The 23,717-nt window shown below is 68.7% G+C and carries 20 protein-coding genes; 9 read left to right on the top strand and 11 right to left on the bottom strand.

What is annotated here, in order from left to right; translation table 11 throughout:
- Position 1: 1 nt before the first annotated feature.
- Positions 2-988: an ABC transporter substrate-binding protein gene (locus tag OEL49_RS02400; RefSeq protein WP_014238470.1), complete on the bottom strand. Its 987-nt coding sequence runs from the start codon at positions 986-988 to the stop codon at positions 2-4.
- A 335-nt stretch (positions 989-1,323) separates the two neighbouring features.
- Between OEL49_RS02400 and OEL49_RS02395 the strand changes: the two genes are divergently transcribed.
- Together OEL49_RS02395 and OEL49_RS02390 are read left to right on the top strand one after the other, a co-directional pair.
- On the top strand, positions 1,324-2,874 hold the full coding sequence (locus OEL49_RS02395; RefSeq protein ID WP_287873911.1) for a tetratricopeptide repeat-containing glycosyltransferase family protein: 1,551 nt from the start codon (positions 1,324-1,326) through the stop codon (positions 2,872-2,874).
- An 85-nt stretch (positions 2,875-2,959) separates the two neighbouring features.
- Positions 2,960-3,817 (top strand): transporter, encoded by an 858-nt coding sequence (locus OEL49_RS02390; RefSeq protein ID WP_287873910.1) that lies wholly within the window; start codon positions 2,960-2,962, stop codon positions 3,815-3,817.
- A gap of 94 nt (positions 3,818-3,911) precedes the next feature.
- On the opposite strand, the gene minE is transcribed toward OEL49_RS02390, so the two are convergent.
- From minE to minC, 3 genes are read right to left on the bottom strand one after another with little or no spacing between them, the layout of a single operon-like run.
- The gene (minE, locus tag OEL49_RS02385) at positions 3,912-4,178 is read right to left on the bottom strand and encodes a cell division topological specificity factor MinE (protein WP_014238468.1); all 267 of its coding nucleotides are present in this window, start codon (positions 4,176-4,178) and stop codon (positions 3,912-3,914) included.
- A 1-nt stretch (position 4,179) separates the two neighbouring features.
- Positions 4,180-4,992, bottom strand: coding sequence for a septum site-determining protein MinD (gene minD / locus OEL49_RS02380; protein WP_014238467.1), 813 nt, complete (start codon positions 4,990-4,992; stop codon positions 4,180-4,182).
- 46 nt (positions 4,993-5,038) lie between these two features.
- Complete coding sequence (gene minC, locus OEL49_RS02375) at positions 5,039-5,887, bottom strand: septum site-determining protein MinC (RefSeq protein ID WP_287873909.1); 849 nt, start codon at positions 5,885-5,887, stop codon at positions 5,039-5,041.
- Positions 5,888-6,195: 308 nt separating this feature from the next.
- Here minC and OEL49_RS02370 point away from each other — a divergent pair, with 308 nt between their 5' ends.
- The gene (locus OEL49_RS02370) at positions 6,196-8,079 is read left to right on the top strand and encodes a potassium transporter Kup (RefSeq protein WP_014238465.1); all 1,884 of its coding nucleotides are present in this window, start codon (positions 6,196-6,198) and stop codon (positions 8,077-8,079) included.
- Positions 8,080-8,153: 74 nt separating this feature from the next.
- On the opposite strand, the gene OEL49_RS02365 is transcribed toward OEL49_RS02370, so the two are convergent.
- Positions 8,154-8,531, bottom strand: a complete 378-nt coding sequence (locus tag OEL49_RS02365; RefSeq protein WP_014238464.1) for an oxidoreductase — start codon at positions 8,529-8,531, stop codon at positions 8,154-8,156.
- 188 nt (positions 8,532-8,719) lie between these two features.
- Between OEL49_RS02365 and OEL49_RS02360 the strand changes: the two genes are divergently transcribed.
- The 3 genes from OEL49_RS02360 to OEL49_RS02350 all read left to right on the top strand — a co-directional run bounded on the left by OEL49_RS02360 (position 8,720) and on the right by OEL49_RS02350 (position 12,190).
- Positions 8,720-8,923 carry a hypothetical protein gene (locus OEL49_RS02360; RefSeq protein ID WP_287873908.1) on the top strand — a complete coding sequence of 68 codons (204 nt, stop codon included), beginning with the start codon at positions 8,720-8,722 and terminating at the stop codon, positions 8,921-8,923.
- A gap of 46 nt (positions 8,924-8,969) precedes the next feature.
- On the top strand, positions 8,970-11,696 hold the full coding sequence (locus OEL49_RS02355; RefSeq protein WP_287873907.1) for an HD domain-containing phosphohydrolase: 2,727 nt from the start codon (positions 8,970-8,972) through the stop codon (positions 11,694-11,696).
- A gap of 77 nt (positions 11,697-11,773) precedes the next feature.
- Positions 11,774-12,190: a hypothetical protein gene (locus OEL49_RS02350; protein ID WP_287873906.1), complete on the top strand. Its 417-nt coding sequence runs from the start codon at positions 11,774-11,776 to the stop codon at positions 12,188-12,190.
- An 84-nt stretch (positions 12,191-12,274) separates the two neighbouring features.
- Here the strand turns inward: OEL49_RS02350 and OEL49_RS02345 are convergent, their stop codons facing one another.
- Positions 12,275-13,183 carry a cation diffusion facilitator family transporter gene (locus tag OEL49_RS02345; RefSeq protein WP_287873905.1) on the bottom strand — a complete coding sequence of 303 codons (909 nt, stop codon included), beginning with the start codon at positions 13,181-13,183 and terminating at the stop codon, positions 12,275-12,277.
- Positions 13,184-13,192: 9 nt separating this feature from the next.
- A complete protein-coding gene (gene rfaE2 / locus OEL49_RS02340) occupies positions 13,193-13,684 on the bottom strand; it encodes a D-glycero-beta-D-manno-heptose 1-phosphate adenylyltransferase (protein WP_287873904.1) in 492 nt (163 codons plus the stop codon).
- 172 nt (positions 13,685-13,856) lie between these two features.
- Between rfaE2 and OEL49_RS02335 the strand changes: the two genes are divergently transcribed.
- A complete protein-coding gene (locus OEL49_RS02335; RefSeq protein WP_130459023.1) occupies positions 13,857-15,140 on the top strand; it encodes an MFS transporter in 1,284 nt (427 codons plus the stop codon).
- 73 nt (positions 15,141-15,213) lie between these two features.
- Here OEL49_RS02335 and OEL49_RS02330 read toward each other — a convergent pair whose 3' ends face one another.
- Both OEL49_RS02330 and OEL49_RS02325 read right to left on the bottom strand, forming a co-directional pair.
- Positions 15,214-16,509 carry an acetyl-CoA hydrolase/transferase family protein gene (locus OEL49_RS02330; RefSeq protein ID WP_014238458.1) on the bottom strand — a complete coding sequence of 432 codons (1,296 nt, stop codon included), beginning with the start codon at positions 16,507-16,509 and terminating at the stop codon, positions 15,214-15,216.
- 139 nt (positions 16,510-16,648) lie between these two features.
- Positions 16,649-18,772, bottom strand: a complete 2,124-nt coding sequence (locus OEL49_RS02325; RefSeq protein WP_287873903.1) for a putative bifunctional diguanylate cyclase/phosphodiesterase — start codon at positions 18,770-18,772, stop codon at positions 16,649-16,651.
- 86 nt (positions 18,773-18,858) lie between these two features.
- Between OEL49_RS02325 and OEL49_RS02320 the strand changes: the two genes are divergently transcribed.
- Positions 18,859-19,557, top strand: a complete 699-nt coding sequence (locus OEL49_RS02320) for a winged helix-turn-helix domain-containing protein (protein ID WP_287873902.1) — start codon at positions 18,859-18,861, stop codon at positions 19,555-19,557.
- On the top strand, positions 19,557-20,927 hold the full coding sequence (locus OEL49_RS02315) for an ATP-binding protein (RefSeq protein WP_287873901.1): 1,371 nt from the start codon (positions 19,557-19,559) through the stop codon (positions 20,925-20,927). The genes OEL49_RS02320 and OEL49_RS02315 overlap by 1 nt, the downstream gene beginning before the upstream one ends.
- 230 nt (positions 20,928-21,157) lie before the next feature.
- On the opposite strand, the gene OEL49_RS02310 is transcribed toward OEL49_RS02315, so the two are convergent.
- Both OEL49_RS02310 and OEL49_RS02305 read right to left on the bottom strand, forming a co-directional pair.
- Positions 21,158-22,066 carry a decaprenyl-phosphate phosphoribosyltransferase gene (locus tag OEL49_RS02310; protein WP_287873900.1) on the bottom strand — a complete coding sequence of 303 codons (909 nt, stop codon included), beginning with the start codon at positions 22,064-22,066 and terminating at the stop codon, positions 21,158-21,160.
- Positions 22,066-23,712, bottom strand: coding sequence for an ArnT family glycosyltransferase (locus OEL49_RS02305; protein ID WP_287873899.1), 1,647 nt, complete (start codon positions 23,710-23,712; stop codon positions 22,066-22,068). The genes OEL49_RS02310 and OEL49_RS02305 overlap by 1 nt, the downstream gene beginning before the upstream one ends.
- Positions 23,713-23,717 lie beyond the last annotated feature (5 nt).

Here is a 23,717-nt window from a genome sequence, read left to right as displayed (position 1 = left end):
CTTACTTCACCTTCAGTTCGGTCTTGGCCTTCTGCAGCAGGTCCAGCTTGACCCACTCGGCGGCCTTGGGCGGCTTGGCCATGCGGCCGACGCCGTACTTCTGCATGAAGGAGGTGGTGATGTCGATGTGCTCGGGGGAAACGTCGTAGGTGTAATCGGCGTTGTCCATGGCGTCCTTGAAGTCCTGGGAACTGATCTGGCCCTTGAACATCTGCTCGCGCACGTACTTCTCGGCCAGGGCCATGTCCTTGTTGAACAGGGCGGTGGCTTCGACGAAGCACTTCATGACCCGCTGGGCCACGTCCTTCTTCTCGTTGTAGAGCTTCTCGGTCATCACCAGGAGGCGCACCGGCTCGCCCATGGCGGTGTTGTAGGGCTTCATGATCTCCACCCCGAACTTCTTGTTGAGGGCCTGGGAGGACTGGGGCTCGGACTGGCACATGGCGTCGATCTGCTTGGCGGCCAGGGCCTGGTTGAGGTCGGCGAAGGCGAGGAAAACGATCTGCACGTCCTTGCCCGGCTTGTCGGACCAGGTCAGGCCAGCCTTTTCCAGTTCGGCGTAGAGCAGCAGCTCGTGGGCGCCGCCCCGGGTGACGCCCACTTTTTTGCCCTTGAGGCCCTGGATATCCTTGATGCCGGTGTCGGCGCCGGCCACCAGGCGGGCGCCGCCCTTGGCGAAGCCGGCCACGGTATAGATGGGCACGCCGTTGGCGCGGCCGGAGATGGCGCCGTCGGAGGCCAGGGCGGCGATGTCCACCTCACCGGCGACGATGGCCGGCATGATGTCCGGGCCCTTGGGGAACATGCGTTCCTCCACCTTCAGGTCGTACTTGGCGCACAGCTCCTTCATGTAGGACACGGCGCCGTAGTGGGCGAACTTCAGGTTGCCCAGGCGCACCACGTCCTCGGCCCGGGCCGGCGCGGCGGCCAGCAGGGCGGAAGCACAGAGGGCGGTGACGGCCGCAGCCAGAACTTTGCGTTGTTGCATGGAAGTCTCCTCACAGGGTGGATGTCCCCGGCGGCAGTGCCGGGTTGTGAGGCTCCTGTTTGCAGGGACCGTGCCATCCGCCGGAAAGGTTTGCAGGTAATTGTTTTTGCGGAGATTTGGCTCGGCGTCGGGGTGCCGCGTCGCCCCGGGCTTTCCGGAAAACCGCACACCCCGGGGGGGGCGTTCCGGGATTCCGCACAGGGTCGGCCATCGTCTTAACCCGGATTTACCCGGGGCTTAACCCGTATTTACATCCCCCGGGCCAAGAATGCCCCGGTGGCGTCCCGGCGCAGCCGGCGGCGCCGGTCATGGCAAGCATGGGGAGCCGGCAACGCATGTCGCACATCGACGGACTGGAACAGATCATCGCCCTGGTGGGGCGCAGCACCAGCCTGCGCCAGGAAGGCTGCACCGAGGCCGCCCTGGGCTGCCTGCAGCAGGCCCTGGCGGTCAATCCCCGGCTCTATCCCCTGCACCTAAACTGCGCCCGCCTGATGGCCGAGCTGGGCTGTTACGAGGAAGCCATCGCCGCCTACGGCCGCTACCTGCGCGACGCCCCGGACGACGGCGAGGCGGCGGCCCAGTGCCGCCAGCTGCAACAGGAGGCGGAGGAGCACTACGGCACCCTGCTGGAGATCGATCGGGACAACGTGGATTTCCATGTGCTGCGGGGCAACATCCGCCTCGGCGCCGGCCGGGCGGCAGCCGCCCTGGCCGACTTCGACCAGGCCCGCCGGCTCGATCCCCGCTGCTGGGGTCTGGAGGCCCGCCGGGGTGCGGCCCTGGCCGCCCTGTACCGGCACGAGGAAGCCCTGGCGGCCCTGGACCGGGCCCTGGAGCGGGAACCGGGCAATCTCCAGGTGCGCCTGCAGCGGGGCCGGGTGCTGCAGGCCCTGGGCCGCTGGGAGGCCGCCTTCGCCAGCTACGAGCAGTTGCTGTGCTTCCATCTCGACCACCCGGAGGCCCTGGTGGAGCAGGCCCACTGCTGCTTCGCCCTGGGGCGCTGGCGCCAGGGCTGGCAGCGCTACGAATGGCGCTGGGAAACCCGGCAGATGGCCGATGCCTGGCTGCCCAGCAATGCTCCCCTGTGGCTGGGCCGCCATTCCCCCGAGGGGCGGACCGTGCTGCTGTGGGCCGAGCAGGGCCTGGGCGACACCCTCCAGTTCCTGCGCTACGTGCCCCGGGTGGCGGCCCTCGGCGCCCGGGTGCTGTTGCTGCTGCCGCCGTCCCTGGCCGCCCTGGCCGCCAGCCTGGGGCCGGGAATCGAGGTGCTGCCGGCGCCGGCCGAGCTGCCGCCCCACGACCTGCACTGTCCCCTGCTCAGCCTGCCCCTGGCCCTGGGCCTGTGCCGTCCCGAAGAAGGGCCTGGGACGCCCTATCTGCGGGCATCCCCGGAGCGTGCCGCCAGGATGCCCGTCCTGCCTGCCTTCCAGGGCATGCGCATCGGCCTGGTGTGGTCGGCCAAGGCCGACGGCGATGCCGGCCGCAACCTTGCCCTGGCGCAGCTGCAGCCCCTGCTGGGGCCGGGGCGCCGCTTCTATTGCCTGCAGCAGATGATCCCGGCCGCCGACCAGGAAGCCCTGGCCGCCCTGCCTCATCTGCAGCGGGTGGATGAATGGCTGGAGGACTGGGCCGACACCGCCGCCCTGGTGCAGCAGCTGGACCTGGTCATCAGCGTGGACACGGCGGTGGCCCACCTGGCCGGCGCCCTCGGCCGCCCCTGCTGGCTGCTGCTGCAGCACGGCGGCGAATGGCGCTGGGGCCGGCAGGGGGCGGCGACCCCCTGGTACGCCAGCCTGCGCCTCTTCCGCCAGCCGGCCTGGGGCGACTGGGACGGCGCCGTGGCCCAAGTGGCGGCCGCCCTGGCGGACTGGCGCGGGGGCTGAGCGCGGCTGCCGGCCTCGGGCCAGGCCTGCCCTGGGGAAGGCCCTAGCTTGCCTATCCGGGGGCCTTTCGCCACACTTGCGCGCCATGCGCAAACTCACCTACCTCGCCCTGCTGCTGCCCAGCGCCGCCGCCTGGGCCATCGACCTCCAGCCGGGGGATCTGCAGGTGCCGCCCTCCGGCACCAGGATGATCCAGCTGGCCTACCAGGACAGCGACCGGGGCGACATGTACGTCCGCGGCCGCAAGATGCCCGGCGAGCCCAAGGTGACCCTGTCCCAGACCCAGCTGCGCCTGGGCGCCACCTTCGACCTGGGCGGCATGCCCGCCTTCTCCTATCTGCAGCAGCCCGTCGGCAGCCTGCATCCGGGCGGCACTCTGTCCAGCCTGCCGGGGGCTTCGGGCTTCGGCGACACCACCATGCTGCTGGCCGTGTGGCCCTACGCCAACCATGCCAGCCAGACCTATTTCGCCCTGGGCGGCTACCTGACCCTGCCCACCGGGGATTACCAGGCGGGGCGCGTCCTCAACATGGGCAGCAACCGGGTCAGCACGGCCCTGCAGGTCGGCCTGCAGACCGCCGTGCTGCGCAATCTGCACTGGATGGGCGCGGTGGACGGCATGCGCTCCGGCACCAACAAGGAATTCGGCCCCCTGCGCCGGGAGCAGGACCAGGAGGTGCTGTACACCGCCCAGACCGGCCTGCGCTACGACATCAATGCCACCTTTGCCCTGGCCGCCACCTATTTCTACACCTGGGGCGGCGAGACCCGGGTGGCGGGCGTGGCCCAGAACGACCGCACCCAGCTGGAGCGCTATCAGCTCACGGCCACCGCCAACTCGCCCGTCGGCAAGCTGTCCCTGCAATACGGCGGGGATTTCCGCACGGAAAACGGCCTCCTGGAAGACCGGCGCTGGGTGGTCCGCCTGACCCGCTTCTTCTGAGGCGGGGCCGGCTCTGCCGTCAAGGGCGGGGCCAAACGTAGGGCAAAGAAAAAGCCGGGGCATGCCCCGGCTTTTTGCTTGGCGGTGGAACGCTTCAGCGGGCCTGGCCCACTTCCGGCAGAACGATGTTCACTTCCAGCACTTCGAAGTTGTTCTTCTTCTCCAGGGAGACCTTGATGTCGTCCTGGTTCACCTTGACGTACTTGGAGATGACGGCGATCAGCTCCTGCTGCAGTTGAGGCAGGAAATCCGGCGAGCTCTGCTCACCGCTGCGTTCCCGGGCGATGATGAGCTGCAGGCGCTCCTTGGCGACCGAAGCGGTCTTTTGTTTCTGGCCAAAAAGAAGGTCGAGCAGGGACATGTCACTTGCCTCCGAACAGGCGCTTCAGGATGCCCGGCTTTTCGTAGTCCACGAAGCGCAGGGGCACTTCCTCGCCGAGGAAACGGGCCACCATGTCCTGGTAGGCGTCGGCCACGTCGCTGCCGTTCATGTGGATGGCGGGCGTGCCCTGGTTGGAGGCCTGCAGCACAACTTCGGATTCGGGAATGACGCCGAGCAGGGGAATGCGCAGCAGTTCGTGCACGTCCTTGTAGGAGAGCATCTCGCCGTCCTCCACGCGCTTGGGCGAATAGCGGGTCACCAGCAGGTGTTCCTTGACCGCCTCGTTGCCTTCCTTGGCGCGGCGGGACTTGGACTGGACGATGCCCAGGATGCGGTCCGAGTCGCGCACGGAGGAGACTTCCGGATTGGAGACGACGATGGCCTCGTCGGCGAAGGTGAGGGCCATGACGGCGCCCCGCTCGATGCCGGCGGGGGAGTCGCAGACCACGTAGTCGAAGCCCATGTGCTCCAGTTCCTTGAGCACCTTCTCCACGCCTTCTTCGGTCAGGGCGTCCTTGTCCCGGGTCTGGGAGGCGGGCAGCACGAAGAGGTTCTCGGCGTGCTTGTCCTTGATCAGGGCCTGGGTCAGGTTGGCTTCGCCGTTGATGACGTTCACCAGGTCGTAGACCACCCGGCGTTCGCAGCCCATGATCAGGTCCAGGTTGCGCAGGCCGACGTCGAAGTCGATGACCGCGGTCTTGAAGCCGCGCAGGGCCAGGCCGGAGGCGAAGGCTGCGCTGGTGGTGGTCTTGCCCACACCACCCTTGCCGGAAGTGACGACGATGATTCTCATGGGACCTCTGGATTGGTAAGAGTAAGAGTTGTCGGAAATTTTGGGTTCAGCTGGTCTTGAGGGCTTCGAGCACGAGCTTTTCGCCTTCCAGACGGATTTGTACGGGCTTGCCGGTGAGGCTCTTCTCCGAACCCGGTTCGAAGGTGCGGTACACCCCGGCGACGGAGGTCAGCTCGGCTTCGAAACAGGTGGTGAAGATGCGGGCATTGGCGTCGCCCCGGGCGCCGGCCAGGGCGCGGCCGCGCAGGGGGGCATAGATGTGGATGTTGCCGTCGGCGATGACCTCGGCACCCGGGCTGACCATGGCCAGCACCACCAGGTCGCCGCCTCGGGCATAGACCTGCTGGCCGCTGCGCAGGGGCTTGTCCAGCACCAGGGTGCCTCTGGGGGCCGCTTCTGCTGCCGGGGCGGGGGCCGGGGCGGCAGCGGGCGCTTCATTGGCCGGGGCGTTGGCGGGGGCGATGTCCAGCTCGGCCTGGGCCGGCGCGGCGGCGGCTGCCGTCGGGGCTGCGGGGGCGGCCGGAGTCTCGGCTTCGGCCCGGCGCGGGCTGTGGCGCACCTGGGTTTCCGCCTCTTCGACCACGATCAGGCCGACGTTGCGGGCCGCTTCGGCCTGGGCCGGGGAGGCGTTGCGCACGCCGATGGGGGCCACCTGGTAGCGGCGCAGCAGGGGCAGCAGGCCGGCCCAGTCCAGCTCGATGTCGGCGGGCAGTTCGCCCAGGTCGATGACGGTGGGCTCGAAACTGAAGAAATCCGAACTGGGGCCGTACTGGTCGGTCAGGCTGTCGGCCAGGGAGGGCAGGTCCGCCGAGCGGAGGGCGGCCTGCAGCACCGTCATGGCCAGGGTGGTGCCTTTGATTTCGAGCAGGGGGACGGACTTGGGGGCTGACTTCATGGGGGCCCGGGGGCATGGACGTGAGAAAACGCGAGTTTACCAGACAGTTGGGGCCTTTCCGCCACCATCGGTGGCAACATTCAGGACGCAGTCATTTGCCGCCCTGCCGGGGCCGTACGGAGGGGAATGTTGCGTCGCAATAAATGGGTGTAGACTGGCGCACCCCGGTTGCCTCCATGCTGTAGCGGAAGGTCGGCCGGATGTCGGTATGCCCCTGGGCAAGGGGCGCCGGCCCGTCTTCCAAACCGCGGCAAAAGCGGGGAAGACCCAGCGCTGTCATTACTTTCGACACCCCTGCGGGAGTTCGCATGCACGATTCCGTTCAGACCACCAAGGCGCGGCTGGCAGCTCTGGCCCTGGCCGCCCTCGGCGTGGTCTATGGCGACATCGGGACCAGTCCCCTGTACGCCATGAAAGAAGTTTTCGCCGGCAACCATCCTATCCCCCTGACCGAGACCAACGTCCTGGGCAGCCTGTCCCTGTTCTTCTGGGCGCTGATCATCGTCGTTTCCCTGAAGTACGTGGTCTTCATCATGCGGGCCGACAACCGGGGCGAAGGCGGCATCATGGCCCTCATCGCCCTGGCCCTGCACGAGGCCCAGGACCGCAAGCGGCGCCAGCAGATCATCATGATCATCGGCATCCTCGGTGCCGCCATGTTCTACGGCGACGGCATGGTGACCCCGGCCATTTCCGTGCTCTCCGCGGTGGAGGGCCTGGAGATCGTCACCCCGGCCTTCAAGCCCTTCGTCATCCCCATCACCCTGGTGGTGCTGTTCGGCCTCTTCTTCATCCAGCGCCGGGGCACCGCCACGGTGGGCGTCATGTTCGGGCCGGTGATGATGCTGTGGTTCTCCACCCTGGCCCTGCTGGGCCTGTGGAACATCATGGCCAACCCCCACGTGCTGCTGGCCGCCAACCCGGTCTACGGCTTCGAATTCCTCCTGGCCAACAAGGCCATGGCCCTGGTGGCCATGGGCAACGTGGTGCTGGCGGTGACCGGGGCCGAGGCCCTCTACGCCGACATGGGCCACTTCGGCCGCAAGCCGATCCAGCTGGCCTGGTTCAGCTTCGTGCTGCCGGCCCTGATGCTCAACTATTTCGGCCAGGGCGCCCTGATCCTGGCCGACCCCGCCGCCGCCACCAATCCCTTCTTCAACCTGGCTCCCGAATGGGCGGTCATGCCCCTGGTCTGCCTGGCCACCCTGGCCACGGTGATCGCCTGTCAGGCGGTCATTTCCGGCGCCTTCTCGGTGACCCGCCAGGCCATGCAGCTGGGCTTCGTGCCGCGCATGGAAGTGCAGCACACCTCGGAGAAGGAGCAGGGCCAGATCTACCTGCCGGGCGTGAACTGGGGCCTCTTCGGCGCCGTGGCGGTGCTGGTGCTGGGCTTCAAGTCCTCCAACAACCTGGCGGCGGCCTACGGCATCGCTGTCACCGGCGACATGGTCATCACCTCCCTGCTCGCCACCGTGGTGGCGGCCAAGGTCTGGCGCTGGGGCTGGAGCCGGGCGGTGCTGCTGTTCACCGGCTTCCTGGTGGTGGAACTGACCTTCCTCACCGCCAACATCCTGAAGATTCCCGACGGCGGCTGGTTCCCCCTGGTGGTCGGCGTCTTCGTCTTCGTCCTCATGACCACCTGGAAGCGGGGCCGCCAGCTCCTGGCCGACCGCCTCAAGGGCGAGGCCCTGCAGCTGCTGCCCTTCATCGACAGCATCGCCGTCTCGCCGCCGACCCGGGTGCCCGGCACCGCCGTCTTCCTCAATGCGGACCCCAACGGCGTGCCCCATTCCCTGCTGCACAACCTGATGCACAACAAGGTGCTGCACGAGCGGGTGATCATGGTCTCGGTGCAGATCTTCGACGTGCCCTACGTGCCGGAGATCGACCGGGTGGAGGTGCACAAGCTGAAGGAAAACTTCTTCCGCGTCATCGTCCAGTACGGCTTCAAGGACGATCCGGACATTCCCCAGGCCCTTTCCCTCTGCGCCGACTACGGCCTCTCCTTCGAGATGCTGGAGACCTCCTTCTTCCTCGGCCGGGAGACCCTGATCCCCCGCCTCGGCTCGGAAATGGCCTTCTGGCGCGAGAAGCTGTTCATCGCCCTGTTCCGCAACGCCGGCAGCGCCACCAGCTTCTTCAAGATTCCCTCCAACCGGGTGGTGGAGCTGGGCACCCAGGTGGTGCTGTAAGCCCTTTGCCCCGGCCTTCCGGCCAAAGAAAAAGCCGCCCGCGGGCGGCTTTTTTCATGGTCCGGGACCTGGCCTCAGACGTATTCCTGGTCGCCGTGCTTGCCGCTCACCAGCTTGCCGGCGGAGAGGGACATCATCAGCAGGGCGATGGACTCGTGCATGATCAGGGTGTGGGTGTTGCCGCTGTCCACCATGTGCTTGCGCAGGGCTTCGCGCACCTTGGGGGCGCCGGTGACGTCGATGATGATGTCGACTTCGTTGCCCAGGGCGGCCAGCTCCATGAAGTTGTTGGTGACCTTGACGCCGTGCTCCTTGGCCAGGGCGATGCCGGGCATGGACAGGTCCAGGTCGGCGACGCCGAGGACGGTGACGAAGGGGGCGGTCAGCAGCTGCTTGAGCAGGGGGGTGCCGGTTTCGCCGGCGCCGACGACGGCAATGCGGAATCCTTGCATGGTGGAAATACTCCGGGATCGGGAAAAGCGCCAGTCTGCCGCCAGAATCGATCGCCAGGCTTGACCTAAATCAACGCCGGCGCCCCCGTCCCCGGCCACTTCGTGACGGATGTGGCGTTTCCCCCCGGCGTCCCGGTGTTAGCCTGTGACCATGTCGCGGCCCCGACGGGCCTCAGCGGAGAATGGTCATGGCACTTCAGGCAGCAGTCTTTCCCAGGGGCCAGCGGGGCCGCCTCTATCCCCTGCACATCCACATCGCCTACCTGTTCACCCTGCTCATTTTCGTTGCCTGCTCGGTGATCGGCTGGTTCAATTTCCACCAGTCACGCCGCATCGTCCTGACCGCCGCCAGCGACGTCTTCGAGCGCACCGCCCGCCAAGACCGGGGATGACCTGCAGCGCCTCTACGGCCCCCTGGAAACCCTGGTCGAACTGCTGGTGCACCATCCCCTGGCCGCGGCTCCCAGCCTGGATTCCCGGCTGCAGGCCCTGCCCATGCTGCGGGAGGCCCTGGAAAAGAACGCCCATCTCTCCGCCGTCTATGTGGGCTACGGCAACGGGGACTTTTTCCTTATCCGCTCCCTGGCCAGCCGGGCCGTGGCCCTGGCAGTGCAGGCGCCGGCCGGCGCCCGTTTCCTGGTGCAGAGCATGGAGCGCCAGGGCAGGGCGGCGCGCCCCACCTTCATCTTTTTCGACGAGTGGCTGCAGGAACTGGAGCGGCGCCATCCGGCCGCCTACGATTTCGATCCCCGGGGCCGTCCCTGGTTCATCCGGGCCCAGACCGCCACCGCCCTGGTGCGCACCGAGCCCTACGTCTTCTTCACCACCCGGGAGGTGGGCAAGACCTTCGCCCGCCTCGCCGGCAGCGGCGCCGTGGTGGCGGCGGACCTGACTCTGGAAGAGATTTCCGCCTCCCTCGCCGGTGCCGGCATCACCCCCGGTTCCCAGCTGGCCCTGGTAGATGCCCGGGGCCGGGTTCTGGCGGAGCGGGACCGGGAACGGCTGCACCGGGCCAATGCCCGGGCCGGCGGCCAGCTGCCGACCCTGGACCAGCTGGGAGTGCCGGTGCTGGGGGCCCTGGCCGCGGCTGGCGCCGGGAATTCCCGGGTGATCGAGGCTGCCGGCCAGGTCTGGCACGGGCGGGCGGTGGCGGTCCCCGAGGCCGGGGACGAGCCCAACTACCTGCTGGTGGCGGCGCCGGAAAACGAATTGCTGGCCGAGGCGGTGCGCATCCGCACCTGGACCCTGTGGGTCACCCTGGCCCTCATCGCCCTGGCCATTCCCGGCACCTGGTGGCTGGCCCGGCGCATCTCCGGCGAGCTGAAGGACCTGATCCGGGAGTCGGCGGAAATCCGCCGCTTCCGCTTCGACGGCACCCCGGCCAAGGGCTCCCCCATCTGGGAGATCGACGAGTTGTCCCGCTCCATGAACCAGATGAAGGGCACCATCCGCAAGTTCCTCGACATCAGCGCCACCCTCACCGCCGAGCGCAATTTCGACCGGCTGCTGGAGCGGGTGCTGCAGGAGACCCTGGCCAGCGCCGAGGCCAGCGGCGGCATCGTCTACCTGATGGCGGAGAACGGCCGCGGCCTGCTGCCGGCGGCCCTGCGCTGGGAGGTGGGGACCGCCGCGGAAGAACAAGGGGCGCCGGCCAGCGGCGAGGTGGCGGGGCTGCCGGGCCTGGTCTTCCTGCCGACGGCCCGGGAGACCCATCCCCTGTTGCTGGCGGTCCTGGAGGCCCGCACCCAGGTGCTGGATGTGCCGCCCCAGCGCCCCCCCGGCATGGAATTCCTCGATGCCCCGGGCAGCCCCCTGGTGGGCCTGCCGGTGCTGCTGGTGGCCCTGCCCCTGAAAAACCGGGCCCAGGAGGTGGTGGGGGTGCTGGCCCTGTTCCTGCCGGGCAGCGCCGAGGCGCCGTCGCCGGAGCGCATTTCCTTCATCGAGGCCCTCTCCGGGGCTTCCGCCGTGGCCATCGACAACCAGCGCCTGATCCAGGCCCAGAAGGCCCTGCTGGAAAGCCTGATCCAGCTGGTGGCCGGTGCCATCGACGCCAAGAGCCCCTATACGGGCGGCCACTGCCAGCGGGTGCCGGAGCTGACCAAGATGCTGGCCCGGGCCGCCTGCGACGCCACCGCCGGCCCCTACGCCGACTTCGCCCTCAGCGACGAGGAATGGGAAGCCCTGCACATTGCCGGCTGGCTGCACGACTGCGGCAAGGTGACCACGCCCGAGTACGTGGTGGACAAGGCGACCAAGCTGGAAACCCTGTATGACCGCATCCACGAGGTGCGCATGCGCTTCGAAGTGCTCAAGCGGGACGCGGAGATCGAGTTCTGGCAGCAGGTGGCCGCCGGCGGCGACGGGGCGGCCCTGCGCCAGGCCCTGGAAGCCCAGTGGCAGGTGCTGGACGAGGAGTTCGCCTTCGTTGCCAGCTGCAACCAGGGCGGCGAATTCATGGCGCCGGAGAAGTTGGAGCGCCTGCAGCGCATCGCCGGCCGCACCTGGCGGCGCACCCTGGACGACCGCCTGGGCCTGTCCTGGGAAGAGGGGCGGCGCAAGGCCCAGCTGCCGCCGGTGCCTCTGCCGGCTACCGAGCCCCTGCTGGCGGACAAGCCGGAGCATCTCCTGGAGCGGGGCCCGCGGGACCTGATGCCGGCCGACAATCCCTGGGGCTTCAAGCTGCAGGTGCCGGCCTGGAAGTTCAACCGGGGCGAACTGCACAACCTGGCCGTGGCCCGGGGCACCCTCTCCGAGGAGGACCGCTACATCATCAACGACCACATCGTGCAGACCATCATCATGCTCACCGCCCTGCCGTTCCCGCGGCATCTGCAGAACGTGCCGGAGCTGGCCGGCGGCCACCACGAGAAAATGGACGGCAGCGGCTACCCGAGGCACCTGCGGCGGGAGGAGATGAGCGCGCCGGCCCGCATGATGGCCATCGCCGACATCTTCGAGGCCCTCACCGCCGTGGACCGGCCCTACAAGAAGGGCAAGACCCTCTCCGAAGCCGTCCGCATCATGGTGGCCATGAAGCGGGAAGGGCACATCGATCCGGAACTGTTCGACCTGTTCCTCACCTCGGGCGTGTACCGGGAGTACGGCGAACGCTACCTGCGCCCGGAGCAGATCGATTCGGTGGATGTGGGGAGTTGTATCGGCTGAGGCTTTTGTCACGTCGCCGAAACTGCCGGCGTCATAAACTGGCGCCGCTGTTTCTTCTTTCTTTTTTGGAGCCTTGCATGCCGTCCCTGCGCACCCTTCTCGCCGTCTCCGCCTTGCTCGTCAGCCCCCTGGCCCTGGCCCAGTCGTCCCTCAGTGTGAACTGGGAGTGGCTGAAAAAGCACCGCTGCGACAACACCTCCCCTGCCCTGGAGATTTCCGGCATTCCCGAAGGGACTGCCTCCCTGGCGGTGGTGATGAACGACCTGGATTTCCAGAACAAGGACCATGGCGGCGGCACGGTGCCCCATGCCGGCGGCGCCACTGCCAGCCTGCCCGAGGGCGCCCTGGGGCGTTATCTGGGCCCCTGTCCCAACAACTTCGTCACCTTCGGCCACGATTACAGCATCACGGTGCGGGCCCTGGCCGCCGACGGGCAGACGGAACTGGGCCGGGGCAGCGCGACCAGGAATTTTTCCGCCAGCAAGGCCAAGTAGGAACGCTATCCCGGGAGAGCATCCGGCTTCCCCGGCGTGAAAAAGGCCCCGCCAGGGGGGCTTTCGCTTTGCTGCGGGCGGCTTTCAGGCCGGGCGGTGCAGCGGTTCGATGGGGTCCGTCTCGGGCTGCAGGGTGACGTGGCGGATGTGCCAGCGCTGCTGCAGCACCTGGCGCAGCCCGGCCAGGGTCTGGGGCCAGGCGGCCAGGTCGGCCACCTGCAGATGGGCCGAGAGCATCACCTCGCCGTCGCCCACCGTCCACACATGCAGGTCGTAGACCCCGAGCACGCCGTCCACCTGTTCCATGGCGGCGCCGACCTCGGCCGCGGAGATGTGGGGCGGCGTGCCTTCCATCAGGGCGTGCAGCGCCTCCCGCAGCAGGCGCAGGCTGGAGACGGAGATGAGCAGGGCGATGCCGGCGGCCAGCAGGGGGTCGGCCTGCTTCCAGCCGGTGAAATAGACGATGGCGCCGGAGGCGATGGCGGCCACGGAGCCGAGCATGTCGCCCAGCACGTGCAGCAGGGCGGCCCGGGTGTTGAGGGAGCTTTCGCCGCGGCTGAGCATCCAGGCCACCAGGGCGTTCATCAGCAGCCCCACCACGGCCACCGCCATCACCGCCGGGCCGGCCACCGGGGCGGGGTCCTGGAAGCGTTGCACCGCCTCCACCAGGATCGCCACCACCAGGGCCAGCATGGCCAGGCCGTTGAGCAGGGCGGCCAGCACTTCGGCCCGGCCCCAGCCGTAGGTATGGCGATGGCTCGGCGGACGCCGGGCAACCCAGGCGGCGGCCGCGGCCAGGGCCAGGGCAACGCCGTCGTTCACCATGTGGCCCGCATCGCCGATGAGGGCCAGGGAACCGCTCCAGGCGCCGGCCACGGCCTCCACCCCGGCAAAGCCCAGGGTCAGCAGGGTGGCCAGCAGCAGGCCCTTGCCGCCGTGGTGGTGGCTGTGGGCGTGCCCGTGGCCGCAGTCGTGGTGGTGGGCGTGAGCCATGGCGTGCCTTTAGAGGGCGCGGATCTTGGTCAGCAGGGCGGTGGTGGATTTTTCGTGGAGGAATGGGATGGAGTGGACGCTGCCGCCCCAGCCCAGGACCTCGCTGGCGCCGACGATGCGTTCCGGCGCCCAGTCGCCGCCCTTCACCAGGACTTCGGGGCGGGCCTCGAGGACGCGCTGCAGGGGCGTGTCCTCGTCGAACCAGGTGACCAGGTCCACACAGCCGAGGGCGGCCATCACCGTCAGCCGGTCTTCCAGCCGGTTTACCGGCCGGTCGTCGCCCTTGCCCAGGCGCTTGACCGAGGCGTCGGTGTTGAGGGCCACCACCATGGCGGCGCCCAGGGCCCGGGCCTGGGCCAGATAGGTGACGTGGCCCCGGTGCAGGATGTCGAAACAGCCGTTGGTGAATACCAGGGGGCGGGCCAGGCGGGCGGCGCGCTCGGCCAGTTGGTCGGGGGGGCAGATCTTGGCTTCGAAATCGGGCAGGGCGTAGGTGGTCATGGCAGCGGCAATGGGATTGGGTGCGGCAGGGCGCTCAGGGGGCCAAGGATAGCACGGCAGGGGCCGCCCTTTCTGGGTCCCGGCCCGACCGCGGGCATTCCCCAATGGCGTGACATACGGTTGCGTATGCTACGATGCCGTTCCCCCAAAGGAGACAAGAGGAGAGGCATAAATGCCCCCACATCAAAGCGGCGGTTCTTCCGCCCGCACGGCCCGTGCCGTGACCCTGGCGGTGGTCATCGCCGCCTACATGCTGTCCTTCTTCCACCGCTTCGCCCCGGCGGGCATCGCCCACGACCTGACCCTGGCCTTCCAGACCACGGCGGCGTCCCTCGGCGCCCTGGCGGCCACCTATTTCTACGTCTACACCATCATGCAGGTGCCCACCGGCGTCCTGGTGGATACCCTGGGGCCGCGGCGCATCCTCTTCCTCGGCGGCCTGGTGGCGGCGGCGGGCAGCGTTCTCTTCGGCCTCGCCGACACCCTCAACGAGGCCCTGGTGGGGCGCACCCTGGTGGGCCTGGGGGTGTCGGTGACCTTTATCGCCATGCTCAAGATCATCGCCGTCAATTTCGACGAGCGGCGCTTCGCCACCTTGGTGGGGGCCTCCATGCTGGTGGGCAATCTGGGCTCGGTACTGGCCGGCGCGCCCCTTTCCCTGCTGGCCCAGAGCATTTCCTGGCGCGGCATTTTTGTCGGCGCCGGCGCCCTCTCGGCCCTCCTGGGCGTGGCCTGCTGGTTCTTCGTCAAGGATGGCGGCGGCGAGCGGCCCCGCTTCGACCGCACGGTGATCTTCGGCGGTCTGGCTTCGGTGCTGAAGAACCGCTCCACCTGGCCGGCGGTGGTGGTCAATTTCGGCCTGGCCGGCAGCTTCTTCTCCTTTGCCGGCCTGTGGGCCACGCCCTACCTGATGCGGGTGCATGAGCTGACCCGGGCCCAGGCCTCCTCCCATCTTTCCCTCTATTTCGCCGGCTTCGCCCTGGGCTGCTTTTTCATTGGCACCCTCTCGGACCGGCTCGGCAAGCGCAAACCGGTGGTCATCGCCGGGGCCTTCCTCTACTGCCTGCTGTGGCTGTTCTGGCTGACCAACATCCGCCTGCCCCTGGCGGCGACCTACTGCCTGTTTGGCCTCATGGGCCTGACCACGGCCAGCTTCGCCCTCACCTGGGCCTGCGCCAAGGAGGTCAATCCGCCCATGCTGTCCGGCATGTCCACCAGCGTCACCAACATGGGCGGCTTCCTCGCCGGGGCCCTGCTGCAGCCCCTGGCCGGCTGGGCCATGGACCAGGTGTGGGACGGTACCCTGGCCAACGGCGTGCGCGTCTATGGGCCGGACACCTTCCGCGTCGGCATGGCCTGCATGGCGGCCGCCGCCTGCATCGGCTTCGTCGCCAGCTTCTGGGTCAAGGAGACGGGCTGCCGCAACATCTGGCAGGCGCCCCGGCCGGGGCCATGAAAAAGGGCGCGGTGGTGACCGCGCCCTGTCGCTCCAGCGAGCCCCGCCAGCCTGCGCTGCCGGGGCTTTCGTTTTAGAGCAGATTCATCTTTTTAGCCGCTTCCCGCAGTTCATTGCGGAAGTTGGGGTGGGCGATGCCGATCAGGGCTTCCACCCGCTGCTTGGCGCTCTTGCCGCGCAGTTGGGCGACGCCGTACTCGGTGACCACGTAGTTGATGTCGTTCTTGCTGGTGGTGACGTGGGTGCCCGGGGTCAGGGTGGGGACGATGCGGGAGATGGTGTCGTCCTTGGCGGTGGAGGGCACCACGATGAAGGCCTTGCCGTCCTTGGAGCGGTTGGCGGCGCGCACGAAGTCGGCCTGGCCGCCGGTGCCGGAGTAGGGGGAGAAGCCCAGGCTCTCGGAGCCGCACTGGCCCAGCAGGTCCACCTGCATGGTGGCGTTGATGGCGATCAGCTTGTCGTTGCGGGCGGCGATGTAGGGATCGTTGGTGAATTCCACCGGATGCATTTCCAGGGCCGGATTGCGGTGCATGAACTTGTACAGCTTGTTCGATCCCAGGGCGAAGGTGGCCACGGACTTGCCGGGCATGAAGGTCTTCTTCTTGTTGGTGACGGCGCCGGACTCGATCAGGGAAAGGATGCCGTCGCCAATCATCTCGGTGTGGATGCCCAGGTCGTGCTTGTGCTGGAGCTGCATCACCACGGCGTCGGGAATGCCGCCGTAGCCGATCTGCAGGGTGGAGCCGTCCTCGATCAGGTCGGCCACGTATTTGCCGATGGCTTCCTGCACCGGGCCGATGGTGGGCAGGCCCACTTCCAGCACCGGGTCGCTGCTTTCCACCAGGGCGGTGACCTTGGAGATGTGCACGTAACAGTCGCCGTAGGCGAAGGGCACGTTGGGGTTCACTTCGAGGACGATGGCCCGGGCCTTCTTCACGGCGGCCATGGTGTAGTCGGCGGCCAGGGAGAGGGCGAAGTAGCCGTGCTCGTCCATGGGCGAGGCCATGGTGAAGACCACGTCGGCGGGCGACAGGCCGCGCTCGATCAGCTGGGGCAGCTCGGCGAAATAGTTGGGGATGAAATCGACCCAGCCGGCCTGGCCGCCGGGGCGGGTGGCGCCGCCGAAGAAGTAGGCGGTGTGGCGCACGTGGTCCCGGGTTTCCGGGTCGATGTAGCCGTATTTGCGCAGGGCCAGGATCTGGGAGACGGTGACGTCCCGGTAGTTGCGCCGGGCATCGGAGAGAGCGGTGAGCAGGGCGGGCGGTTCGCCGACCCCGGTGGGAACGACGATGGTGTCGCCATTCCTGACGCAGGCGATGGCGTCGGCGGGAGTTACGAGTTTTTCCTGGTACAGGGCCTGCAGGTCCATGCTGTCTCCTTTTTTAGATCGCGGGGAATCTTTGTCGCGCAACATTATACGTACACTCCATACGATTGCGTATGGAGTCTTGCCGACGCGCGAAAATCCGCCGGACGGCCGTACGGGATCTACCGGGAGAGAATGGGGGTCAGGCTGGGGACGAGGTGCTGGCGGCGGCCGGGGCGTGGCCCAGCATGGCCGCCACTTCCACGGCGCCGATGGCCTTGGAGAAGAAGTGGCCCTGGATTTCGGCGCAGGCCCGGGCCTTGAAGAAGCCGGCCTGGTCGGCCGTTTCCACGCCCTCGGCCACCACCTTGAGGTTCATGGACTGGGCCATGGAAATAATGGCGTCCACGATCACCGCGTCGTCCTCGTTGCGGGTCACGTCGGTGACCAGGGAGCGGTCGATCTTCAGGGTATCCACCGGCAGGCGCCGCAGGACGTTGAGGTTGGAATAGCCGACGCCGAAGTCGTCCAGGGTGATGCCGACCCCCAGACGCTTCAGGGCCGAGAGCACCCGCAGGTTGCGCTCGGTGTCGTGCATGAGGGCGCCTTCGGTGAATTCCAGCTCGATCCAGCGCCCTTCCACCCCTTCCTCGCTCAGGATGCGGCCCAGGGCCTCGGCGAAATCGGGCTGGCGCAGCTGGGCTTCGCACAGGTTGATGGCCACCGGCACCAGGGTCAGGTTCTGCCGCCGCCAGTCGGCCAGCTGTCGTGCCACCCGGCGCAGTACCCAGAGGGAAATAGGCAGCACCAGGCCGCTTTCCTCGGCCAGGGGGATGAACTGGCTGGGCAGGAGCAGGCCCCGCTCCGGGTGCTGCCAGCGGATCAGGGCTTCCAGGCTGAGCAGGCGGCCCGAGGGGTTGTCCACCTGGGGCAGGTAATGCAGTTCGAACTCGTCCCGGTCCAGGGCCCGGCGCATGGCGTTTTCCAGGGTCAGGCGGGTGAGGGCGCCCTGTTCCAGCTCGGGGCTGAAGAACTGGTAGTTGTTGCGGCCCACGCTCTTGGCCCGGTACATGGCCAGGTCGGCGTTCTTCATCAGGGTGTCCGGGTCGGCGCCGTCGCTGGGGTAGCAGGCGATGCCGATGGAGCAGGTGACGCTCAGTTCGTGGCCCTCGAAGTACATGGGCTCGGCCAGGGCCTCGAGGATCTTGTCGGAGACCACGGCGGCGTCGGCGGACATGTCCAGGTTGGCCAGCAGCACCACGAACTCGTCGCCGCCCTGGCGCGACACCGTGTCCTCCTCGCGCACGCAGCGGCGCAGGCGCTCGGCCACCTGCTTCAGCAGCTCGTCGCCGACCCGGTGGCCCAGGGTGTCGTTGACCACCTTGAAGCGGTCCAGGTCCACGAACATCAGGGCCACGCTCTGGTCGTAGCGGCGGGCGTGGATCAGGGCCTGGGTGAAGCGGTCGTTGAACAGCACCCGGTTGGGCAGGTCGGTGAGGGCGTCGTAGTGGGCCAGGTAGTGGATGTGGGCCTCCGCCTCCTTGCGCTCGGAGATGTCCGACCACATGGCGACGTAGTTGAGCACGGCGCCTTCGGGGGAGAGCACCCGGTCCACCGCCAGCCATTCCGGATACAGCTCGCCGTTGCGCCGCCGGTTCCAGATTTCGCCCCGCCAGTGGCCGTACTGGTTGATGGCCGCCCACATCTCCCGGTAGAAGTGCTCGCTCTGGATGCCGGACTGGAGGATGCGGGGATTGCGGCCCAGCACCTCGCCCCGGGAGAAGCCGGTGATGCGGGTGAAGGCGGGATTGACGTCCACGATGCGGTTTTCCGCATCGGTGATCATGATGGCTTCGCTGGAAGCGTGAAAGACGGTGGTGGCCAGGCGGTGTTCCGACTCCAGGCGGGCGGCCCGGGCGCAGGTGGCCATGGCTTCGAGCAGGGCGCTGGCCTTGAGGGGCTTGAGCACGTAGCGGTCGATGCCGATCTCGATGGCGTCGAGCAGGGCGCCGCTGTCGCTGTGGGAGGTGATGATGACGATCGGCGTCGCCGGGCTCTGGGCCTTGATCTCCCGGGCCAGGGAGAGACCGTCCCGGTGGGGCATGACGATGTCGGAAATGACCAGGTCCGGCTGGTGCCGGCGGAACAGCTGCAGGCCCTCGTCGCCGTCGGCCGCTTCCCACAGGGTGCCCACGTGGCGGCTGAGGATGCCGGCGGCGGCGCAGCGCGCCACCGGGTCGTCCTCCACCAGCAGCACCCGCAGGCCGCGCAAAAGCTCGCGTTCTGGATCGTCCTGCCGGGCAGCGTTGTCCATCCTGGGGGTCATGACGGCATCGGGGGGCCATGAAAAGCGGTTATTCTAGCGCCTAATTCTCCGTAGTCATTTCGTTTTTTTTCAAATAGCATAAAGCCATGCGAATCCTCATCGTCGAGGACGATTCCCTGCTGGGAGACGGGCTCCAGGTCGGTCTGGGCCAGGCCGGCTTCACCGTGGACTGGCTGCGCGACGGCCAGGAGGCCGCCACCGTCCTCGCCAGCCCCGAGGCCCACTGCTTTGCCGCCGTGGTGCTGGACCTCAACCTGCCCCAGCTGTCGGGCCAGGAGGTGCTGGCCCGCTGCCGCGCTGCCGGCAACCCGGTGCCGGTGCTGGTGCTGACCGCCCGGGACGGGGTGCCCGACAAGCTCTCGGCCCTGGACGGCGGCGCCGACGACTACCTGGTCAAGCCTTTCGACCTGGACGAGGTGGCGGCCCGCCTGCGCGCCCTGATCCGCCGCAGCGCCGGCCGGGCGGCGCCGCTGCTGGTACACGGGGCCATCCGCCTGGACCCGGCGGCCCGCCGGGTGGAGCTGGCGGGGCAGCCGGTGGAGCTGTCGCCCCGGGAGTTCGCCCTGCTCGAGGCCCTGCTCGCCGCCGCCGGTCGGGTGCTGACCCGGCACCAGCTGGAGGAGGCCGCCTACGGCTGGAACGAGACGGTGGACAGCAATGCGGTGGAGGTGCACATCCACCACCTGCGGCGCAAGTTCGGCAGCGACCTGATCCGCACCGTGCGCGGCGTTGGCTACACCGTGGCCCGGGAGGCGTCCGCCGCGCCCGCGGCGCCGGAGTCCTGATGGCTGCCGTGCAACGCCCGACGCCGGCCTATTCCCTGCGCCGCCGCCTGCTCCTGCTGCTGCTGGCCGTGTCGGCCCTGATCTGGCTGGCCACCATCGCCGCCGCCTTCCTGCGGGCCCACGACCTGGCCGACGACATTTTCGATGCCCACCTGCAGCAGACCGCCCGCCTGCTGCTGGCCACCGAGCCCACCAGCGGCCACGTGGAAGTGCGGCCCACTCCCGGCGCCGCCGGCGGCGAAGTGCTGTTCCAGATCTGGCGTCGCACCCCCCAGGGGCCGATGCTGGCCCTCCATTCCGCCGGGGCCGGGCAGACGCCCCTGACGGCGGTGGAGGGCTTTGTCGAAACCCGCTGGAACGGCGGCGAATGGCGCTTCTACAGCGAATGGAGCCGGGACGGGCTGCGCCAGGTGCAGGTGGGCCAGAGTCACGACATCCGCTATGCCCTGGCCCAGGAGGCCGCCATGCGTCTGCTGGCGCCCCTGATCCTGGGCTTGCCCCTGCTGGCGGCAGCCCTGTGGGTGGCCGTCGGCCGCGGCCTGGTGCCCCTGGCCCGCATCGCCGAACAGCTGGACCGGCGTCCCCCCGATTCGCCCCAGCCCCTGGGCAGCGGTCCGGTGCCGGCGGAAGTGGCGCCCCTGGTGCAGGCCCTGGACGGCCTCTTCGCCCGCATCGCCCGCCTGCTGGACAACGAGCGCCAGTTCACCGCCAACGCCGCCCACGAACTGCGCACGCCCCTGGCCGCCCTCAAGACCCAGGCCCAGGTGGCCCTGCGGGCGGGGGAGGGGGAGGTGCGGCAGCGGGCCCTGCTCAATGTGCTGGAAGGCACCGAACGCCTGGCCCGGCTGGTGGAACAGCTGCTCACCCTGGCCCGCCTGGACCCGGGCGCCAACGCAAGCCTGCAGCCCCTGGACCCCCGGCCCCTGGCGCGGGAGGTGTGCGCCGTGCTGGCCCCGGCGGCCCAGTCCCGGCAGGTGGACCTGGCCCTGGAACTGGCCGGCAGCGATGGCGACGGCAGCCTGACCCTGGCCGGCAATGGGGACCTGCTGCGCATCCTGCTGCGCAACCTGGTGGACAACGCCATCCGCTACACCCGGGAGGGCGGCCATGTGTGGGTGTCCCTGGGCCGGGACGGGGAGCGGGTGGTGCTGGCGGTGGCCGACGACGGTCCGGGCATTCCCGCCGAGGCCCGGGAGCGGGCCCTGGGGCGCTTCACCCGGCTGGCGCCGGCCCGGGCGGAAGGTTCCGGCCTGGGGCTGTCCATCGTGCAGCGGGTGGCGGAGCTGCACGGCGCCGCCCTCAGCCTGGGCGTGGGGCCGGACGGCAACGGCCTGCGGGTGCTGGTGGTGTTTCCGCCCCTGGCGGCATAGGCGGCTTGTGATGCCTCCCCTGGGAGGTAACAGGGACGGTGCTTTTGGGGGTGCCGTGGCTGACAGGGCCGCCCCTATTGGCTCCTGGCGATGGTGCCGACGAGATTCCGCGTCATGCCGCCAGCGGCGGTGCCGGCGAGGGGCGGAGCAGGTCCCTGGGTAAGGTCCTTCAGCAGGCCGGTTGCGTAGGCCGGTTTCCGCTGACCTGGGTCGGCGGCGCTCCGGCTGGCTCAGATCACCAGCAGGACGGTGGCAAACCAGCCGACGAAGGCGGCGATGAGATGGGGGTCGGCCAGCAGGTCCGCCGCCGGGTCGCCGCCGCCGCCGCGCCGGTGCAGGCGGAACAGGTAGCGGCAGATGCCATAGACGACGAAGGGCACGGTGGCGATGAGCCACTGGCTGCCGTGCATGGCCACCGTCTCCGGGGCCACGGTGTACAGGCTGTAGGTGACCACGGTGCCGGCGGCGCAGAGGGTGATGAACTGGTCCAGCAGCACCGGATCGTAGTCGTCCAGCACCTTGCGGTGGCTGCCCGCATCCTCCTCCAGGGCCTTCAGTTCGGCACGGCGCTTGGCGAAACCGAGGAACAGGGTCAGCAGCAGGCCGCACACCAGCAGCCAATGGGAGGGGGCGATGCCCACCCCCAGGGTGCCGGCCAGGATGCGCAGCATGAAGCCGGCGGCGATGATGAAGACGTCGAGCACGGCCACGTGCTTGAGGCCCATGGAGTAGGCCACGTTGAGGCCGGCGTAGAGGGCCACCACCAGCAGCACGGTGAGGGAGACGCTGTAGGCCAGCATGAGGGCGCCGAACAGGCAGGCCCCGGCCAGCAGCAGGGCGGCGGTGGCATTGACGGTGCCGGCGGCCAGGGGGCGGTGCCGCTTGACCGGATGCAGGCGGTCCTTTTCCCGGTCCGCCAGGTCGTTCACCACATAGATGCTGGAGGCGGCCAGGGAAAAGGCCAGGGCCGCCAGGACCACGGACTGCAGCAGGGCCAGATCGGCGAAGGCCTCGCCGAAAATGAGGCCGACGAAAACGAAGCCGTTCTTCACCCACTGGTGCGGGCGCAGCAGTTTGACGTAGGGCCAGAGGCCGCCGCGGGGCGTGCTGTCGCCGGCCTTTTGGGGGCGGCGGGCCATCAGCGGCATTCCTCGTCAGGGAAATAGCGTTCGCAGAAGTAGCAGCCGTTCATGGGCAAAAAGCCGGGGATGCGGTAGTAGCGCTGTTTCACGTCCCGCAGCACCCGTTCCCGGTAGGTGTGGAAGTCGAAGCCGTGGCCCAGCACCTGGTAGAAGGTGACGCCTTCCACCTGGAAGGCCAGCTGCTGCACGTCCCGGAAATAGGGCGCGTATTCCCCCGGGTTGGGCTCGCTCTTCCGCAGGATGAGGATGTTCTTGCCGTCCAGCTCGCGGAAGTCGGTGAGGATGTCGTCGTGGCGAGCATGGGAAGAGGCCAGGCCGAAGACCATGAAATAGCGCCGGGCGTTGTAGCCCAGGGTGACGGCGTTGGAATAGCCGTCGGAAGCGAAGGCGTAGTCGTTGGCGTAGGGCTCCAGCCGCTGCAGCAGCTCCTGGCTGCGGAAGGTGAGCACCAGGCCCCGGTGGAAGTCCGCCTTCTCCCAGGTGGACAGGGGCAACTGGCTGACCACCAGCAACAGCACCACGTGCAGGGCGGCGAAGCCGCCGAGCCAGGCCGCCAGGCGGCGCAGGGCGGTCATGGGCAGGCTGGTGGCGGCCAGGATGCAGAGCAGGGTGATGAAGGAGAGCAGCCAGTGCAGGCCGATCTTCTTGGCCAGGGCCAGGGCGGCGAACAGGCCCAGGGGCACGGCGGCCAGCCAGAAGGCGGTGCGGGCCAGGCCCGGCTGGGCGATGGCGGCCTTGACCTCGCCGCGGAACTTCCACAGGGCAGCGAGCAGGAAGGGGGTGGCGACGTAGCCCAGGGTCAGCACATAGAGGAAGGGATTGGCCCAGGACTTGCCCCAACCGGAACTCTCGTGCCGGTTGTAGAGGTTGAACATGATGTTGGCCCAGCAGTGGCTGCAGTTCCACCAGATGTTGAGGGCCGGCCCCAGCAGGGCCACGGCAACGAACAGGGCGAACTCGGCGAAGCGGCGCCAGCCCTCCTCGCGGCGGGCGACGATGACATGCACCAGGAAGGCGACGCCCAGCAGCACCGAGAAATACTTGGAGAGGAAGGCCAGGCCCAGCATCAGGCCGGCCAGGGCGTGCAGGGCCCAGCGCTGCCAGCCCTGGCGCTCCAGGGCCACCACGTAGGCGGCCACCGAGAGCAGGGAGAAGAAGACCAGGGGCGTGTCGGTGGTGATGAAGACGTTCCACACCGAGGTGGGCAGCAGCAGCACCAGCAGGGCCGTCAGCCAGCCCCGCTCCTCGGCGAAGGCAATGCCGGAGCGGCGCACCAGCCAGCCGGAGAGTCCGGCCAGGACGAAGGGCAGCAGCAGGGCCGGCAGGCGCACCACCCATTCGTCCCAGGAGAGGGCCATGAGGGGCGCCAGCCACCAGCCCACCATGGGCGGGTGGTCGTAGAAGCCCCAGTCCGGCTGCCAGCCCCAGAAGGCGAAATAGGCTTCGTCGCCGGTGATGGGGGTGACCGCCGCCAGCCAGGTGCGGAACAGCAGCAGCGCCGCCGCCACCCCCAGCACCAGGCGGTGCATGGGCAGGCGGGCGAGGAAGTGGCCGGGGCCGAGCAGGGCGCGGGTGGAAGTGTCCGTGCCGGCCTCGGTCGGCGCCGGCGTCTCGGTCGGGGCAGGGGAGTCGTGTTCCGCCAAAGCGG

The sequence above is a fragment of the Azospira sp. genome (assembly GCF_030247495.1).
GTDB classification, from domain to species: Bacteria; Pseudomonadota; Gammaproteobacteria; order Burkholderiales; family Rhodocyclaceae; genus Azospira; species Azospira oryzae.
Note: the sequence above shows the minus strand (reverse complement) of the source record. Positions and strands in the feature narration are given on the sequence as shown.